This window comes from Intrasporangium oryzae NRRL B-24470 (genome assembly GCF_000576595.1).
In the GTDB taxonomy this organism is placed as follows: Bacteria; Actinomycetota; Actinomycetes; order Actinomycetales; family Dermatophilaceae; genus Intrasporangium_C; species Intrasporangium_C oryzae.
The window spans coordinates 128468-144227 of record NZ_AWSA01000002.1 but is presented as its reverse complement, the minus strand read 5'-3'; the positions used below and the strand labels follow the sequence as shown (position 1 = coordinate 144227).

Sequence of the window (15760 nt, the reverse complement as noted above, 5' to 3'; positions counted from 1 at the left end):
GCTGGCCGCGTGAGCGAGACGGGCGACAGGGCAGGACAGGACCGGGAGATCCGGGTGGCGGTCATCGGCGCCGGCGGGCGGATGGGCTCGGAGGTGGTCCGTGCCGTCGAGGCCGCGCCCGGGCTCTCGCTCGTCGGGGCCTACGGCTCGGGGGATGAGCTCGGCGACCTCGGCGGGGCGGATGTCGCGGTCGAGCTGACGGTCCCGGGTGCATCGCCCGGCAACGTGGCGCACTGCGTCGAGCGCGGCGTCCACGTCGTCGTCGGGACGACGGGCTGGGACGAGGCGCGGCTCGAGGCGCTGCGCGCGCAGCTCGACGACGCCCCGCCGGCCCGGTCGGGCGCGGGCGTGGGGGTGCTCGTCGCGCCGAACTTCGCGGTCGGAGCGATCCTCATGATGTCCTTCGCCGCGCAGGCCGCCCGCTTCTTCGAGTCCGTCGAGATCGTCGAGCTGCACCACCCGGCCAAGGTCGACGCCCCCTCGGGCACGGCCGCCCGGACCGCGGTGATGATCGGTGCGGCCCGCGACGCCGCCGGGCTCGGGGCCGTGCCCGACGCGACCACCCATGACCCCGACGGTGCCCGCGGGGCCCGGGTGGACGGCATACCCGTGCACTCCGTGCGGCTGCGTGGGCTCGTCGCCCACCAGGAGGTGCTCCTCGGCAACGTCGGGGAGACGCTGACGATCCGGCACGACTCGTTCGACCGCGCGTCCTTCATGCCGGGAGTCATCGCCGCCGTGCGCGCGGTCGGGGACCACCCGGGCCTCACCGTCGGTCTCGAGCACTACCTCGGACTCGCCTGAGGCTGCCTGTGGCCATCCCGAAGATCGTCCTCTTCTACTCCTTCCGACCGATCCCCGACCCCGACGCGATCCGCCTCTGGCAGCGCGACCTCTGCGAGGGCCTCGGCCTGCGCGGCAGGGTCATCGTGTCGCCCCACGGGGTCAACGCCACCGTCGGTGGTGACGTGACAGTGCTCAAGACCTTCGTCCGCAAGACGCGCGAGCACGCCGCCCTGCGGGACATCGACGTCAAGTGGAGCGACGGACGCGGGCTCGACCCGCACGGGCGCAGCCTCGACTTCCCGCGGCTCTCGGTCAAGGTCCGTGACGAGATCGTCTCGTTCGGCGTGCCCGACGAGGTGGTCGTCGACGAGCACGGCGTCGTCGGGGGCGGACGGCACCTCACCCCGGCAGAGGTCCACGCCCTCGTCGCCGAGCGGGGCGACGACGTCGTCTTCTTCGACGGTCGCAACGGTTTCGAGGCCGAGGTCGGACGGTTCAAGGGGGCCGTCGTCCCGGACGTGCGGCACACGAGCGACTTCGTGGCTGAGCTCGACTCGGGGCGCTACGACGAGCTCAAGGGCCGCCCGGTCGTCACGTACTGCACGGGCGGAATCCGCTGCGAGGTGCTCACGACCCTCATGCGCAACCGCGGCTTCGAGGCGGTCTACCAGCTGGACGGCGGCATCATCCGCTACGGCGAGACCTTCGGTGACCGCGGCCTGTGGGAAGGGCAGCTCTACGTGTTCGACGAGCGGATGACCGTGGCCTTCAGCGACGAGGCGGTCGACATCGCCGCGTGCCACGAGTGCGGGACCCCGACGAGCCGGATGCACAACCGGGAGGACCTGCCTGGACGCCCTCTCCAGCCCGTCTGCGACGCGCACGCGACGCCCTGAGGAGGGAGTCGGGCCTCGACCGATTCGCGATTGTCGCAGAGGTGCGCGGTTGTCGCAGAGGTGCGGGCTGCAGCACTCACCCTTCCGACAAACCGCACTCCTGGATCGCCGGCAGACAGGCCGAGTCAGATGCTCAGGCGGCCCAGCCGAGGGCGCGGAGGACGGCCGCGGTCGCCGCGCCGAGGACGACGACCACGATGAACGGCGCCCGGAGCAGGAGGGCGACCACGGCGACCGCCACCGCCGCCGCACGCGCGTCGAGGGCCAACGTACCGCCGGGACTGACGAACGCCTGGGTCGCGACGAGCGCGGCGAGGAGGGCGATCGGCAGAGCGGCCGTGACCCGCTTGACGTGAGGCTCGGCGAGGAGCCGCTCGGGCACGAGGTGACCCGCGAGCTTGAGGCCGAAGGCCACGGCGGCCGCGACGAGGATGGCGGTCCACAGCGTCATGGGGCCGATCCCTCCGCCGCCCCCTCCCGCGCTTCCCGTGGTCCCGGTGCCCGCCACGCCAGCAGGGCGGCGCCCGCCGCGACGAGCACCGGCACCCCCGGAGGCTGGGACGGGGCAAGGACCACGGCGACGACCGCTGCGACCGCGGCGATCGCGCCCGCCTGCCGGTTCCGCAGGCGCGGCCAGAGCAGGGCCGTGAACGCCGCACACGCCGCGGCGTCGAGGCCCCAGCGCCTCGGGTCGCCCAGGGCGTTGCCGAGAATCGCGCCCGCGAGCGTCGTGAGGTTCCACAGGCCGAAGATCACCGCTCCGGTGACCCAGAAGCCGAGGCGCGAGGCCCGGACGTCCTGCTGGGAGACCGCCACGGCGGTCGACTCGTCGATCGTCAGGTGAGCGGCAGCCAGCTTGCGCGGACCGCGCAGCCCGAGCAGCTGCGTCAGCTCCAGGGCGTAGAGCATGTTGCGGACGCCGAGCAGCGAGGACGCCGCGATCGCCGCGGGCGCGGCGGAGACGCCCCCGGCCACGATCCCGACAAAGGCGAACTGCGAGCCGCCCGTGAACATGAGCAGGGACAGGGCCATGGCCTGCCAGACGTCGAGCCCGGCGGCCACGGCGAGCGCACCGAAGCTCACGCCGTAGAGACCCGTCGCGATGCCGACCGAGAGGCTCTCCCGGATGACGAGCCGGCGCGCCTGCGGGTCGGGCTCGCAGTCGGTCACTCGGTGGTCATTCCGTGATCACCGACGCGGCGAGCCGCACCTCCCGGAGGGTGTCGTCGTCGTCCGAGACGATCCGCTCGCGACGCGCACCGTCCGCCTCGAGACCCGCCGCCTCGAGGAAGGCCCGCGTGTCGTCGGCGCCGGCGAGGACCCACGCGGTGAGCGACTCCCGGCCCCGACCGCGCGCCGTGTCGACGGCCGCGTTGAGCAGCCGCGAGCCGTGGCCCTGGCGCCTGGCGTCGGGGTGGACCCCGAGGACGAGCAGCTCGGCCGCGTGCTCGTGGACATCGGGGTCGGGGGAGGGCCCCACGGCCGCGAAGCCGACGACCTGCTCCCCGGCGCAGGCGACGAGGAGGACGTGGTCCCCGGAGGGGGCGTCACCGAGCGAGGCGCGCCAGGCGTTCGTGAACGCCTGGGGCTCGAACTGTTCGACGAGCTCCGGAGCGAGGTGGGCGGCATACGCCTCGCGCCACACGACCGCCTGGACGAGCCCGACCGCGGGGGCGTCAGAGATCCGCGCGACGCGCACGCTCGCGTCGGCGACGGGGCCGTGCTCGTGCTGGTGGTCGTGCTGGTGGTCGTGCCCGTGCGGTGCTCCGGAGGTCTCCACCCGAGCATCCTCTCAGGCGGGGGTGACGGCTCGACGACCCCCTCCTTTGGCGGCTCACAGGGTGATCTCGCATACTGGACACATGTATGGCAATGACGTCATCGACCCGGACGAGCGCCCGTCTGTCGACCCCACGGTGCCGCTCAACGCGGCCGAGACGGAGGCCTACGACACGGCGCTCGCACACGACGACCAGCGGGAGCAGGTCGGCAGCGACTTCGATGCCCTCATCGCCGCGGACCAGCGGATCGAGCCGCGCGACGCGATGCCCGACACCTACCGCGAGACGCTCATCCGCCAGATCGCGCAGCACGCCCACTCCGAGATCATCGGCATGCAGCCCGAGGGCAACTGGATCACCCGGGCCCCCTCCCTGCGCCGCAAGGCGATCCTCATCGCGAAGGTCCAGGACGAGGCCGGCCACGGGCTCTACCTCTACAGCGCCGCCGAGACCCTCGGCATCGACCGCGCGGAGCTGCTCGACCGGCTCCACAGCGGCAAGCAGAAGTACTCCTCGATCTTCAACTACCCGACCCTGACGTGGGCCGACTGCGGCGCGATCGGATGGCTCGTCGACGGCGCTGCGATCATGAACCAGGTGCCGCTCTGCCGGTGCTCCTACGGCCCCTACGCCCGTGCGATGATCCGGGTCTGCAAGGAGGAGTCCTTCCACCAGCGGCAGGGCTTCGAGATCCTCTGGAACCTCATGCACGGCACCGAGTCCCAGCGGGCGATGGCGCAGGACGCTGCGAACCGCTGGTGGTGGCCAGCCCTCGCGATGTTCGGGCCGCCTGACACCGGCGAGGCCGCCAAGGGCGGCCACACCGAGCAGTCGATGGCCTGGGGCATCAAGCGCTTCAGCAACGACGACCTGCGCCAGAAGTTCGTCGACATGACCGTCCCGCAGGCCCAGAAGCTCGGCCTCACCCTGCCCGACCCCGACCTGCGCTGGAACGACGAGCGCGGCCACTGGGACTTCGGCGAGGTCGACTGGGACGAGTTCTGGCGGGTGCTGCGCGGCGACGGCCCGTGCAACGCCGAGCGCATCGAGCACCGCCGCCGCGCGCACGAGGACGGCGCCTGGGTGCGTGAGGCCGCCACCGCGTATGCCGCAAAGCAGGCTTCCAAGCACAAGGAGAGTGCCGCGTGAGCGGAGACACCACGACGACCGGTGCGGGCGCGCCGGCCGCGAGCCCTGACACGCCCGAGCGGAGCTGGCCGCTCTGGGAGGTCTTCGTCCGGGGCAAGCGGGGGCTCTCACACGTCCACGTGGGCTCGCTCCACGCCCCCGACGCCGAGATGGCCCTGCGCAACGGCCGCGACCTCTACACCCGCCGACAGGAGGGCGTCTCGATCTGGGTCGTGCGGGCCGACGACATCACGGCGAGCAGCCCCGACGAGAAGGACTCCTTCTTCGACCCGGCCGCCGACAAGATCTACCGCCACCCGACGTTCTACGACGTCCCCGAGGATGTCGAGTACCTGTGACCACTCCGACGGACCCCGTGACCGACCCTGCCACCGACGATGCCGGCGTGGCCCGCGAGGCCGGCTCGGCGGCATACGTCCTCGCCCTCGCCGACGACGCGCTCGTCTACGCGCAGCGACTCGGGGAGTGGATGACGAATGCCCCGCAGATCGAGGAGGACATGGCGCTCGGCAACATCGCGCTCGACCTCCTCGGCCAGGCCCGAGCGCTCTACCCGCACGTCGGGGTGCTCGACGGCACCGGCCGGGGCGAGGACGACTACGCGATGCTCCGCGACGAGCGGGCCTTCCGCAACGTCCATCTCGTCGAGCAGGAGCGCGGCGACTTCGGCCAGGAGATGGCCCGGCTGCTGTGGTTCTCCGCGTGGCAGTGCGAGCTCCACGGCCGGCTGGCCGCCGGTTCCGACGAGGTCCTCGCCGGCGTCGCCGGCAAGTCCCTCAAGGAGGTCCGCTACCACCTCGACCACGCGCGCCAGTGGGTCGTGCGCCTCGGCGACGGGACCGCCGAGTCGCACCGCCGCATGCAGGCCGCGCTCGAGTGGGCCGCCCCCTACGTCGACGAGCTCTTCGACGACGAGCCGGCGGCGGCTGCCGTGGCCGCCGGCGTGCTGACGGCGCCTCCGTCGAGTGTCCGCCCCTCCGTCGAGCGCGCCGTGGAGGAGGTCGTCGCCACGGCGACCCTGACCATGCCCGAGACCCCGCGATGGCGGTCCCGGGGCGGGCGCGACGGCATCCACTCCCGACCGATGGGCTCCCTGCTCGCCGAGATGCAGCACATCGCGCGGTCGCACCCCGGGGCGACGTGGTGAGCGTCGCGGCCCCCGCGCCGACCCTTGCCGAGCGGATCGCGGCCATCCCCGACCCGGAGGTCCCGGTCATCTCGATCGCCGACCTCGGCATCCTCCGGTCGGTCGAGGTCGACGAAGGGGCCCGTGCCGTCGTCGTGACGATCACCCCGACGTACTCCGGGTGCCCGGCCATCGAGGCCATCTCCGACCGCATCCGCTTCGAGGCGCACGCCCAGGGGTATGCCGCAGACGTGCGCACGGTGCTCTCGCCCGCCTGGACCACCGACTGGATGACGGACGAGGGTCGCGCGGCGCTGGAGCGCTTCGGCATCGCGCCGCCCGGGCCCGCCACCGCCCCGCGCGCCGGCGGGCCGGTGCCCGTGACGCTCTCGCGCCACGTCGTGGCGTGCCCGCGGTGCGGCTCCACCGACACGACCGAGATCGCCCACTTCGGCTCGACGGCCTGCAAGGCGCTCCGGCGCTGCGAGGTGTGCCGCGAGCCCTTCGACGAGTTCAAGGCCCTGTGAACCCATGACCGACCTGAGCACGACCGACTCCGTCGCCGCGGCAGGAGCGGAGGGCCTGCCCGGCACGCCCTCGGCGCGCCACCGTGCCCGCTTCCACCCGCTGACGGTCGCCGCCGTCGAGCGGCTCACCGACGACGCCGTGGCGGTGACCTTCGAGGTCCCCGACGAGCTCGTCGACGAGTACGCCTTCGAGCCCGGCCAGCACCTCACCGTCCGGGCCACGATCGGGGGCGAGGAGGTGCGCCAGTCCTACTCCATCTGCCAGTCGCGCGGCGCCGCAGGGATGCGGACGCGCCGGCGTGTTGCGGTCGCCCGCGTGCCCGACGGCCGGATGTCGGGCTGGTTCAACGACGTCGTCACCGCGGGCGACGTCGTGGACGTCATGACCCCGCTCGGGTCGTTCACGTGCGCGACCGAGCCGAGCGGCATACGTCATCACGTCGCCATCGCGGCGGGCTCGGGCATCACGCCCGTCATCTCCCTGCTCACGACGGCGCTCGAGGAGGAGCCCGAGTCGCGGGCGACCCTGCTCTTCGGCAACCGGCGGACGAGCTCGATCATGTTCCTCGAGGAGCTCGAAGACCTCAAGAACCGCTTCCCCGGCCGCTTCCACCTCGTCAACGTCCTCTCCCGCGAGGCCCAGGACGTCGAGCTCTTCCACGGGCGCCTCGACCGCGACCGGCTCGAGCGGCTCTTCGCCACCCTCGTGCCGGTCGACCAGGTCGACGAGTGGTACCTGTGCGGGCCGTTCGCGATGGTGACCGGTGCGCAGGAGCTGCTCGAGGAGCGCGGGGTCGACCCGCGCCACATCCACCACGAGATCTTCCACGTCGACGACGGGACGGCACCGGTTCGCAAGGTCGTCGTCGACGAGTCGGCGCCGCCCGAGGCCGTCGTCACCGTCAACCTCGACGGGCGAACGACGGTCATCCCGATGCCGTCGCGCGAGGAGACGATCCTCGACGCGACGCTGCGGGCGCGGCCGGACGCCCCCTACTCCTGCACCGGCGGCGTCTGCGGGACCTGCCGCGCCCGGCTCGTCGCGGGAGAGGTCCGGATGGACCGCAACTACGCGCTCGAGCCGGAGGAGGTCGCGGCCGGCATCGTGCTGGCGTGCCAGAGCCACCCGGTGACCGACGAGGTCAGCCTCGACTACGACGCCTGACGATGGCCGGCGGACGGGACGACTCGAGACCGGTCCTCGCCCGTGTCCCCGTCGCCATCGTCGTTGCGCTCACCCTCGTCGTCGGGGCGACGTGTCTGGCGGTGGGTGTGGGGCTCGCGCCGCACCTGGCCAAGGAGGGGCTCACGTCGACGTCGGCCGTGGCTGTGCTCGCAGCCCTCGCGGGTCTGGTCCTCCTCGTCCTCGGATTCCGCTCGATGTGGCGCACCGGCCACCCCGTGGCCCGGCTGGTCGCCGCGCCCCTCGTCATCGTCCTCGTGGCGACCGCGGCGCTGACCCTGGGCCAGGCGGTGGCCGCGACGGTCGTGCCGCGCGCCGCGCTCGGCGACCGGACCCCCGCGAGCCTCGGCCTGCGCTACGAGGACGTCACGGCCCGGACAGCCGACGGTGTGCGCCTCGCGGGTTGGTACGTGCCCTCGGCGAACGGCGCGGCTGTCGTGCTCTGCCCTGGCGCAGGGTCAACGCGGTCGAGCGTGCTCGACCGCGCGGCCGTGCTCGCGAAGTGGGGCTACGGCGTGCTCATGGTCGACGCGCGAGGCCATGACGGCAGTGAGGGCCGGGCCATGGACTTCGGCTGGTACGGCGACCAGGACATCCGCGCGGCGGTGGATCTGCTCACTCGGCGGTCGGACGTCAAGGGTGCGCGCGTTGCGGTCGTCGGCCTTTCGATGGGCGGTGAGGAGGCCATCGGCGCCTTCGCGTCCGACGCTCGGATCAAGGCCGTGGTGGCCGAAGGGGCGACGAACCGGGTCGCCGGGGACAAGGCATGGCTCTCCGACGAGCTCGGACTGCGCGGGCTGCTCCAGGAGCAGCTCGACCGCCTCACCTATGGCGCCACCGACCTGCTGACTCCGGCTTCACCTCCGCCCACGCTGCGTGCGTCGGCGGCCACGGCGGCACCCCGCCCGCTGCTGCTCGTCGCTGCGGCCGACTCGTTCGAGGAGGTGGGCGCCGCCCGGTTCATCGCGGCCGGATCGCCCGGGTCCGTGACAGTGTGGCTCGCCCCGGGCGGCCACACCGGGGCCCTCGCCGCCGCACCCGTCGAGTGGCAACGTCGAGTCGTCCGGTTCCTGGACGCGGCACTCGGCGTGGCGCACTGATCTCGTCGGGTTCCGGCTCCGGCTGGCACGCGCGCGAAACGCGGGGCGAAAGTCCCTCCTCGCGCCGTCGGGACACCGCCACACTGAGGGTCTAGGCAAGGGGAAGCGGATGAGCAACAGCGGCAGCAACGCGGGCGCCGCCGGTGGTGGCGCGATCTACGGTCTCGGCATCTTCGGTGCGCTGGTGTACTTCTGGCAGCAGGCGGACGTCTTCTGGGAGTACGTCCTGGCGGTCTTCAAGGGGCTCTTCTGGCCCGCGTTCATGGTCTACGAGGTCTTCGCGGCGCTCGGCCACCACTGATCGTTGGGCACCACTGATCGCTCGGCCGAGCGCCGGTTCTCGACTCCCGCACGCCCGGTCGCACGCCGTCACACGGGTGAGGTCTCGGTCGCGGTCCCGGTGACCGTGCCCGAGGCAGTGGTGGGCAGGGTGTGCGTATGGGCCGCTGCCGCGGCGGCGGCATCGCCCAGGGTGCCCTGTGCCTCGCGGTAGCGCCGCCCCATGAGGAAGGCGGCGAGGAAGCCCGCGAAGCTGATGCCCGCCATGACCCACGACGCAGCCCCGAGGCCCGACGCCATCGCGTCGGAGGCGGGCAGGCCCTGGGCAGTCCGGTCGGCGATGACCGTGCCGTAGATCGTGGCCGCCAGCGCGGTGGCCACGGAGGCCCCGACATAGCGCGCCATGTTGGAGACGCCGGAGGCTGACCCGACCTGGTTCTCCGGGACGCAGGCCGTGGACGCGGACGAGGCCGGACCGTTGGACAGGCCCATCCCGACCGCCACGGCGACGAGCGGAAGGAGGAACCGGCCGTAGCGCCAGTCCGGGTCGACGAGACCGACGAGGGCGAAGCCCGCGCCGCTCAGCAGGAAGCCGACGGCGACGAGCTGGCGGCCGCCGATGCGCGCCGCCAGCTTCGGCACGAACGGCGCGATGGCGACGAGGCCGGCGGTGGCGGGGAGCGTGGCGAGCCCCGCCTGCAGCGGGCTGAAGCCGAGCGCGTCCGGGTTCTGGAAGTAGAGGCTCACGAGGTACATCAGCGCGTTGATGGTGCCCGCGCCGATGAGGATCGCGATCGTGGAGCCCACGAGGACCCGGTTGCGCAGCAGCGCCAGGTCGAGGAGCGGCACCGACACGCGCCGCTCCACCGCCACGAACGCGAACGCCGAGGCGACGGAGAGTGCCAGGCACCCGAGGGTGGCCACCGAGGCCCAGCCCCACGCGCTGCCCCTGCTCATCGCCAGGATGAGGGGGGCGAGGGTGAGGGCGATGAGCACGGTTCCCGCGTAGTCGATCGAGTGGGAGCGGTTGGGGTCACGCGACTCGGCCACCGTTGCGTACGTCATGACCATGCACACGACGGCGACGCCGGCATCGATCCAGAAGAGCCCCTGCCACCCGGTCAGCTCGACGAGCACGCCACCGAGCAGGGGGCCTGCCGCCGCGCCCACGGCCGCCGCCGCACCCCACAGGGACACGGCCCGCAGCTGCGCCTCGCCCTCGTTGGCGACCGAGAGCAGGCTGAGGCCACAGGCGAGGATGGTCGACCCGGCGGCGCCCTGGATCAGGCGGCCGACGATCACGCCGGCACCGGAGGTCGACAGGGCGATGAGGATGCAGGACGCCACGAAGAGCAGCAGGCCGAGCTGGAACACGCGCTTGCGCCCGAAGACGTCGCCCAGGGAGCCCGAGGTGATGATGCACGCGGCGCCGACGAGCGAGTAGCCCGTCACCGCCCACTGGAGCGTGGTCACATCGGTGCCGGTGTCGGCGCTGATCGCCGGGAGCAGGATGGTCACCGCCGACGTGTTGGCGTTGACCACCAGGGTGGACAGGCACGTTGCCGCGAGCACCCCGCCCGCGCGGGACGCGGTCGGGGCGCCACCCCCGGGCACGCCTCGTGGACCAGGGGTCGAGTCGGTCCGAGTCATCGTTGCCTCTCCTTCGCCAGGGATGGTTCGTGCAGCCGACGTCCTCATGCAAGCAGCGCCACTCGGCCCGCCGCCTCACCCCGGACGGACGAGCCGTCGGGCCGTCGGGCCGTCGGGCCGTCGGGCCGTCGGTCGCCGGTGTTAGGTTGCCGGGGTGCGGCAGTATCTCGACCTCCTCGACCACGTCCTGACCCACGGGCAGGAGAAGTCCGACCGGACCGGGACCGGCACGCTGAGCGTCTTCGGCCACCAGATGCGCTTCGACCTCGCCGACGGCTTCCCCGTCGTCACGACGAAGCGGCTGCACCTGCGCTCGATCATCGGCGAGCTGCTGTGGTTCCTCCGCGGCGACACCAACGTGCGCTGGCTCAACGAGCGCGGCATCACGATCTGGGACGAGTGGGCCGACGCCGACGGCGATCTTGGCCCGATCTACGGCTACCAGTGGCGGTCGTGGCCGACGCCCGACGGGCGACGGGTCGACCAGATCGCCAAGGTCATCGACCAGATCCGGACCAACCCCGACTCGCGGCGCCTCGTCGTCTCGGCCTGGAACGTCGCCGACGTCGACACGATGGCCCTGCCGCCGTGCCACACCATGTTCCAGTTCTACGTCTCGCCGCCCGGTGCGGACGGTCGCCGCAGGCTCTCGTGCCAGCTCTACCAGCGCAGTGCCGACATCTTCCTCGGCGTGCCGTTCAACATCGCCTCGTACGCCCTGCTCACCCAGATGATCGCCCAGCTGACCGACCTCGAGCCGGGGGAGTTCGTCCACACGCTCGGCGACGCGCACCTCTACCTCAACCATCTCGACCAGGCGAGGCTGCAGCTCTCGCGGGAGCCGCACCCGCTCCCGACGATGCGGATCACGCCGGGCAAGCGCTCGATCGACGACTTCGACCTCGACGACTTCGAGCTCGTCGGCTACGTCGCGCACCCGTCGATCAAGGCCCCGATCTCCGTCTGAGCACCACGCGCCCACGCATCTGGGAGGCTGGGTCCATGACGAACGTGACGATGATCGTCGCGATGGGCCGCAACGGCGTGATCGGTGACGGCGAGCGGATGCCCTGGCACCTGCCGGAGGACCTCGCCTACTTCAAGGCCCGGACGATGGGGCACGCCATGATCATGGGCCGGCGCACGTTCGACTCGATCGGGCGGGCCCTGCCGGGCCGCCGCTCGATCGTCATCACGCGCCAGCACGACTGGTCGCACGCCGGGGTCGAGACCGCGCACTCGCTGCCCGACGCACTCTTCCTCGCCGGCCCCGACGAGGTGTTCGTCGTGGGCGGGGGTGAGGTCTACCGCGAGGCCATGCCGTATGCCGCTCGCCTCCTCGTCACGGAGGTCGACCAGTCCCCGGAGGGCTCGGTCACCTTCCCGCCGATCGATCCGTCGGCGTGGGTCGAGGTCGATCGCGTCCCGGGCGAGGGCTTCGCCTGGGTGACCTACGAACGCCGCTCCTGAGGCGGTCGCCCGGCGGTACCGCAAAGTTTCTCCGCCGGGTCTGTAACGGCGGCCGAGGTGGCCCGATGGAGTAGGTGCGAGGCACTACTCGGACCCCCGAGCGAGTAGTGCCTCGCATGGTGCTCCGGCCCGCTCACGCCGGTGCCGGTCCGGTGTCCTCCCGCTCGTCACGGCATCGCGGTGCTCGCGCAGGTCTGCGTGGATGGCCGCGTCGCGGCCGCCGTCCCGGGCGCTAACCTTGGCCCCATGGCTGCCGCTCCCGCGCTCGGACGTGTTCTCTCCGCGATGGTCACGCCCATGCGGGCCGACGGTTCGCTCGACCTCGACGAGGCCCAGCGCCTCGCCACCCATCTCGTCGACCAGGGACACGACGGACTCGTCGTGTCCGGGACGACGGGGGAGTCGCCGACGACCTCGGCCGCCGAGAAGGACGAGCTGCTCCGGGCCGTCATCGACGCCGTCGGTGACCGTGCCGTCATCATCGCGGGCGCGGGGAGCAACGACACGGCCAAGAGCATCGAGTCCGTCCGCCTCGCCCAGAAGGCCGGGGCCGACGCGGTCCTCGCCGTCACGCCCTACTACAACAAGCCGCCGCAGGCCGGGCTCGTGGCCCACTTCACGGCCCTGGCCGACGCGAGCGACCTGCCCGTCATGGTCTACGACATCCCCGGCCGCACCGGCACGGCCATCGCCCGCGAGACCTATCTCCGGATCGCCGACAACGAGCGCATCGCGGCCGTCAAGGACGCCCGCGGCGACCTGTGGTTCGCGAGCGAGATCATGCAGGCGACCGGTCTCGACTGGTACTCCGGCGACGACGCGCTCAACCTCGCCCATTTCGTCAACGGCGCGGTCGGCTTCGTCGGCGTGACCTCGCAGGTGGCCCCAGCGGCATACCGCGAGATGGCCGACGCGGTGCTCGAGGGCCGCTGGGACGACGCACGGGCCGTCCACCGTCGCCTGACACCGCTGGTCAACGCCGTCATGAACGTCACGCAGGGCGCGATCATGGCCAAGGCCGGCCTCGCCCTCCAGGGCGTCATCTCCACGCCGACGGTGCGACTGCCCCTCGTCGAGGCCGACTCCGAGCAGACCGCGCTGCTCCGGGGCGTGCTCGCCCCCACCTCCACCGACAGCATCCCCGAATGACAGGACACCCGTGAGCCACCCTCACCCCGAGCTGACCGCACCGCCCGCACTCCCCGACAACGGCCTGCGGGTCGTCGCGCTCGGGGGGCTCGGCGAGGTCGGCCGCAACATGGCCGTCCTCGAGACGAAGGGCCGCCTGCTCGTCATCGACTGCGGCGTGCTCTTCCCCGAGGACCACCATCCCGGCGTCGACCTCATCCTCCCGGACTTCTCCTACATCGAGGACCGGCTCGACGACATCGAGGCGATCGTCCTCACGCATGGCCACGAGGACCACATCGGTGCCGTGCCCTACCTGCTCCGGCTCAAGGGCGACATCCCGCTCATCGGCTCGACGCTCACCCTCGCGCTCGTCGAGGCCAAGCTCAAGGAGCACCGGATCCGGCCGTTCAGCATGGCCGTGCGGGAGGGCCAGCGCGAGCGCCTCGGGGTCTTCGACCTCGAGTTCGTCGCGGTCAACCACTCCATCCCCGACGCCCTTGCCGTGTTCGTCCGCACCGAGGCCGGCACGCTGCTCCACACCGGCGACTTCAAGATGGACCAGCTGCCGCTCGATGGCCGCCTGACCGACCTGCGGGCCTTCGCGCGGCTCGGTGAGGAGGGGGTCGACCTCTTCCTCACCGACTCGACCAACGCCGACGTGCCCGGCTTCACGACGCCCGAGCTCGAGATCGCGCCGGCCATCGACAAGGTCTTCCGGCATGCCGAGCGGCGCATCATCGTCGCCTGCTTCAGCAGCCACGTCCACCGCGTCCAGCAGGTTCTCGACGCCGCCGAGAAGGCCGGTCGCAAGGTCGCCATGGTCGGGCGCTCGATGGTCCGCAACATGGGGATCGCGGCCGAGCTCGGCTACCTCCACGTGCCCGACGGCATCCTCGTCGACATCAAGCGGATCGACTCGTTGCGCGACGACGAGGTCGTCCTCATCTGCACCGGCTCCCAGGGTGAGCCGATGGCGGCCCTGTCGCGGATGGCCAACCGCGACCACCGCATCGACGTCGGCCCCGGTGACACGGTCCTGCTCGCGAGCAGCCTCATCCCCGGCAACGAGAACGCCGTCTACCGCGTCATCAACGGGCTCATGCGCCTCGGCGCGACCGTCGTGCACAAGGGCAACGCGAAGGTGCACGTCTCCGGCCACGCGAGCGCCGGTGAGCTGCTCTACTGCTACAACATCGTCAAGCCCCGCAACGTCCTTCCGGTCCACGGGGAGTGGCGGCACATGTACGCCAACGCCCAGCTCGCGATCCAGACGGGCGTGCCCGAGGCCAACGTGGTCCTCGCCGAGGACGGCGTCGTCGTCGACCTCGTCGCGGGCAAGGCGGCGATCGCCGGCTACGTCGAGTGCGGCTACACCTACGTCGACGGCAGCAACATCGGCGGCACCGACGAGGCACTGCTCAAGGACCGCCGGATCCTGCGCGACGAGGGCTTCATCACGTGCATCGTCGTGCTCGACGCCGCCACCGGCAAGATCGCGTCCGGCCCCGAGATCACGGCCAGGGGGTTCGTGGAGGACGAGGAGGTCTTCCAGCAGGTGATCCCCAAGGTCGAGCGGGCCGTCGAGGAGGCCGTGGCCAACGGGGTGCGCGACGACCACCAGCTCCAGCAGGTCATCCGCCGGGCCGTCGGGTCGTGGGTCGGCGGCAAGATCCGCCGGCGGCCGATGATCATCCCGGTCGTCCTCCAGGCCTGACGCGTGCGCCGTCGGATCGACGTCGGGCTCGCCGTCGTCCTCGTCGCGCTGGCCGCGGTCGGGGGGCTGCGCTACCTCGACGTCACCGTCCAGCCGGTCGTCGTTCTCCAGACGGCCGGTCCGTTCGTCGCGATCGGGCTGCTCCTGCTGCTGGTGCTCACGCTGGTGCTGAGGCGGTGGTGGATGGCCGTCCCGGTGGTGGTCGCGCTGGGGGTGGCGGCGAGTCTCGCTGTGCCGCAGTTCTTCTCGCACACCTCGCCGAAGGTGGAGCGCGACCTCACCGTCATGTCGGCCAACCTGCTCTACGGCGGGGCGGATGCACAGCAGCTCATGGATGCCGTGCGCTACCACGGAGTCGACGTGCTGGTCCTGACCGAGGTGACCCCGGAGTTCGTCGACCGCTTCGTCGAGGTCGGCGGCGAGAAGTACTTCACGTCCGAGGCCGGTGAGCCGCGCGCGAAGAGCTTCACCGGGACGATCGTCTACTCGCGCTACCCCATGACGGCCGTGGCGGGCGCGGGCGAGCAGCCGGTCACGGGTTCGACGAGCCTCGAGCCGGAGGTGACGGTCCGGGTGGCTGGTTCGGAGGTCCGCGTCAAGGCCGCCCATCCCCTGGCGCCCCTTCCCGGTGACACCGACGAGTGGCGGTCCGGCCTCCGGGACCTCGAGGCGTGGAAGGACCGGCAGACCGGGTCCGAGCCCATCGTCCTCGCCGGTGACTTCAACGCCGGTTTCGGACACCCCGGCTTCCGGTCGGTGGCCGACGGGATGGTCGACGCGCAGCGGGCGGCGGGGCAGGGCTGGGTCCGTACGTGGCCGTTCGTCGGGCGCCGGATCGGCCCCTACGTCCAGCTCGACCACGTCCTCAGCCGGGGCCTCACGCTCGTCGACGCGGGACAGGTGGCGATCCACGGGGCCGACCACGCCGTCGTGTGGGCGGCCTACGCCGTCCCGAAGGGCTGACGCCG

18 protein-coding genes are annotated in these 15760 nt (G+C 72.1%); 14 read left to right on the top strand and 4 right to left on the bottom strand.

The window, feature by feature from the left end:
* Positions 1–9 precede the first annotated feature (9 nt).
* The gene (gene dapB, locus N865_RS01545; protein WP_281173463.1) at positions 10–804 is read left to right on the top strand and encodes a 4-hydroxy-tetrahydrodipicolinate reductase; all 795 of its coding nucleotides are present in this window, start codon (positions 10–12) and stop codon (positions 802–804) included.
* Between the two features lie 8 nt (positions 805–812).
* Positions 813–1682 carry an oxygen-dependent tRNA uridine(34) hydroxylase TrhO gene (trhO, locus tag N865_RS01540; protein ID WP_034800701.1) on the top strand — a complete coding sequence of 290 codons (870 nt, stop codon included), beginning with the start codon at positions 813–815 and terminating at the stop codon, positions 1680–1682.
* A 133-nt stretch (positions 1683–1815) separates the two neighbouring features.
* On the opposite strand, the gene N865_RS01535 is transcribed toward trhO, so the two are convergent.
* The 3 genes from N865_RS01535 to N865_RS01525 are packed head-to-tail and all read right to left on the bottom strand — an operon-like array spanning position 1816 to position 3462.
* Complete coding sequence (locus tag N865_RS01535; RefSeq protein ID WP_034800699.1) at positions 1816–2133, bottom strand: AzlD domain-containing protein; 318 nt, start codon at positions 2131–2133, stop codon at positions 1816–1818.
* Positions 2130–2852, bottom strand: coding sequence for an AzlC family ABC transporter permease (locus tag N865_RS01530; protein WP_034800697.1), 723 nt, complete (start codon positions 2850–2852; stop codon positions 2130–2132). Before N865_RS01530 ends, N865_RS01535 begins: the two co-directional genes overlap by 4 nt.
* Before the next feature lie 7 nt (positions 2853–2859).
* Entirely contained in the window at positions 2860–3462 is a 603-nt protein-coding gene (locus N865_RS01525) for a GNAT family N-acetyltransferase (RefSeq protein WP_034800687.1), read from the bottom strand.
* 82 nt (positions 3463–3544) lie between these two features.
* Here N865_RS01525 and paaA point away from each other — a divergent pair, with 82 nt between their 5' ends.
* From paaA to N865_RS01490, 7 genes are all read left to right on the top strand, one after another.
* Positions 3545–4612, top strand: coding sequence for a 1,2-phenylacetyl-CoA epoxidase subunit PaaA (gene paaA, locus N865_RS01520; RefSeq protein ID WP_034800684.1), 1068 nt, complete (start codon positions 3545–3547; stop codon positions 4610–4612).
* A complete protein-coding gene (gene paaB, locus N865_RS01515) occupies positions 4609–4950 on the top strand; it encodes a 1,2-phenylacetyl-CoA epoxidase subunit PaaB (protein WP_034800682.1) in 342 nt (113 codons plus the stop codon). Before paaA ends, paaB begins: the two co-directional genes overlap by 4 nt.
* Positions 4947–5759, top strand: a complete 813-nt coding sequence (paaC, locus tag N865_RS23210; protein WP_211244825.1) for a 1,2-phenylacetyl-CoA epoxidase subunit PaaC — start codon at positions 4947–4949, stop codon at positions 5757–5759. The genes paaB and paaC overlap by 4 nt, the downstream gene beginning before the upstream one ends.
* On the top strand, positions 5756–6265 hold the full coding sequence (paaD, locus tag N865_RS23205) for a 1,2-phenylacetyl-CoA epoxidase subunit PaaD (protein ID WP_034800681.1): 510 nt from the start codon (positions 5756–5758) through the stop codon (positions 6263–6265). Before paaC ends, paaD begins: the two co-directional genes overlap by 4 nt.
* Positions 6266–6269: 4 nt before the next feature.
* Complete coding sequence (gene paaE / locus N865_RS01500; protein WP_084327847.1) at positions 6270–7430, top strand: 1,2-phenylacetyl-CoA epoxidase subunit PaaE; 1161 nt, start codon at positions 6270–6272, stop codon at positions 7428–7430.
* A 2-nt stretch (positions 7431–7432) separates the two neighbouring features.
* Positions 7433–8548, top strand: coding sequence for an alpha/beta hydrolase (locus tag N865_RS21455; RefSeq protein WP_051509815.1), 1116 nt, complete (start codon positions 7433–7435; stop codon positions 8546–8548).
* A gap of 109 nt (positions 8549–8657) precedes the next feature.
* Positions 8658–8849 carry a hypothetical protein gene (locus N865_RS01490; protein ID WP_034800679.1) on the top strand — a complete coding sequence of 64 codons (192 nt, stop codon included), beginning with the start codon at positions 8658–8660 and terminating at the stop codon, positions 8847–8849.
* A 68-nt stretch (positions 8850–8917) separates the two neighbouring features.
* Here N865_RS01490 and N865_RS01485 read toward each other — a convergent pair whose 3' ends face one another.
* Positions 8918–10477, bottom strand: a complete 1560-nt coding sequence (locus N865_RS01485) for an MFS transporter (protein WP_084327846.1) — start codon at positions 10475–10477, stop codon at positions 8918–8920.
* Between the two features lie 154 nt (positions 10478–10631).
* On the opposite strand from N865_RS01485, the gene N865_RS01480 reads away from it, so the two are divergent.
* The 5 genes from N865_RS01480 to N865_RS01460 all read left to right on the top strand — a co-directional run bounded on the left by N865_RS01480 (position 10632) and on the right by N865_RS01460 (position 15755).
* Entirely contained in the window at positions 10632–11444 is an 813-nt protein-coding gene (locus N865_RS01480) for a thymidylate synthase (protein ID WP_034800678.1), read from the top strand.
* Positions 11445–11479: 35 nt separating this feature from the next.
* Positions 11480–11947: a dihydrofolate reductase gene (locus N865_RS01475; RefSeq protein WP_034800677.1), complete on the top strand. Its 468-nt coding sequence runs from the start codon at positions 11480–11482 to the stop codon at positions 11945–11947.
* Between the two features lie 246 nt (positions 11948–12193).
* Positions 12194–13096 carry a 4-hydroxy-tetrahydrodipicolinate synthase gene (gene dapA / locus N865_RS01470; RefSeq protein WP_034800676.1) on the top strand — a complete coding sequence of 301 codons (903 nt, stop codon included), beginning with the start codon at positions 12194–12196 and terminating at the stop codon, positions 13094–13096.
* A gap of 10 nt (positions 13097–13106) precedes the next feature.
* Entirely contained in the window at positions 13107–14792 is a 1686-nt protein-coding gene (locus N865_RS01465) for a ribonuclease J (RefSeq protein ID WP_034800675.1), read from the top strand.
* A 3-nt stretch (positions 14793–14795) separates the two neighbouring features.
* Positions 14796–15755 carry an endonuclease/exonuclease/phosphatase family protein gene (locus tag N865_RS01460; protein WP_051509813.1) on the top strand — a complete coding sequence of 320 codons (960 nt, stop codon included), beginning with the start codon at positions 14796–14798 and terminating at the stop codon, positions 15753–15755.
* Positions 15756–15760: the final 5 nt, after the last annotated feature.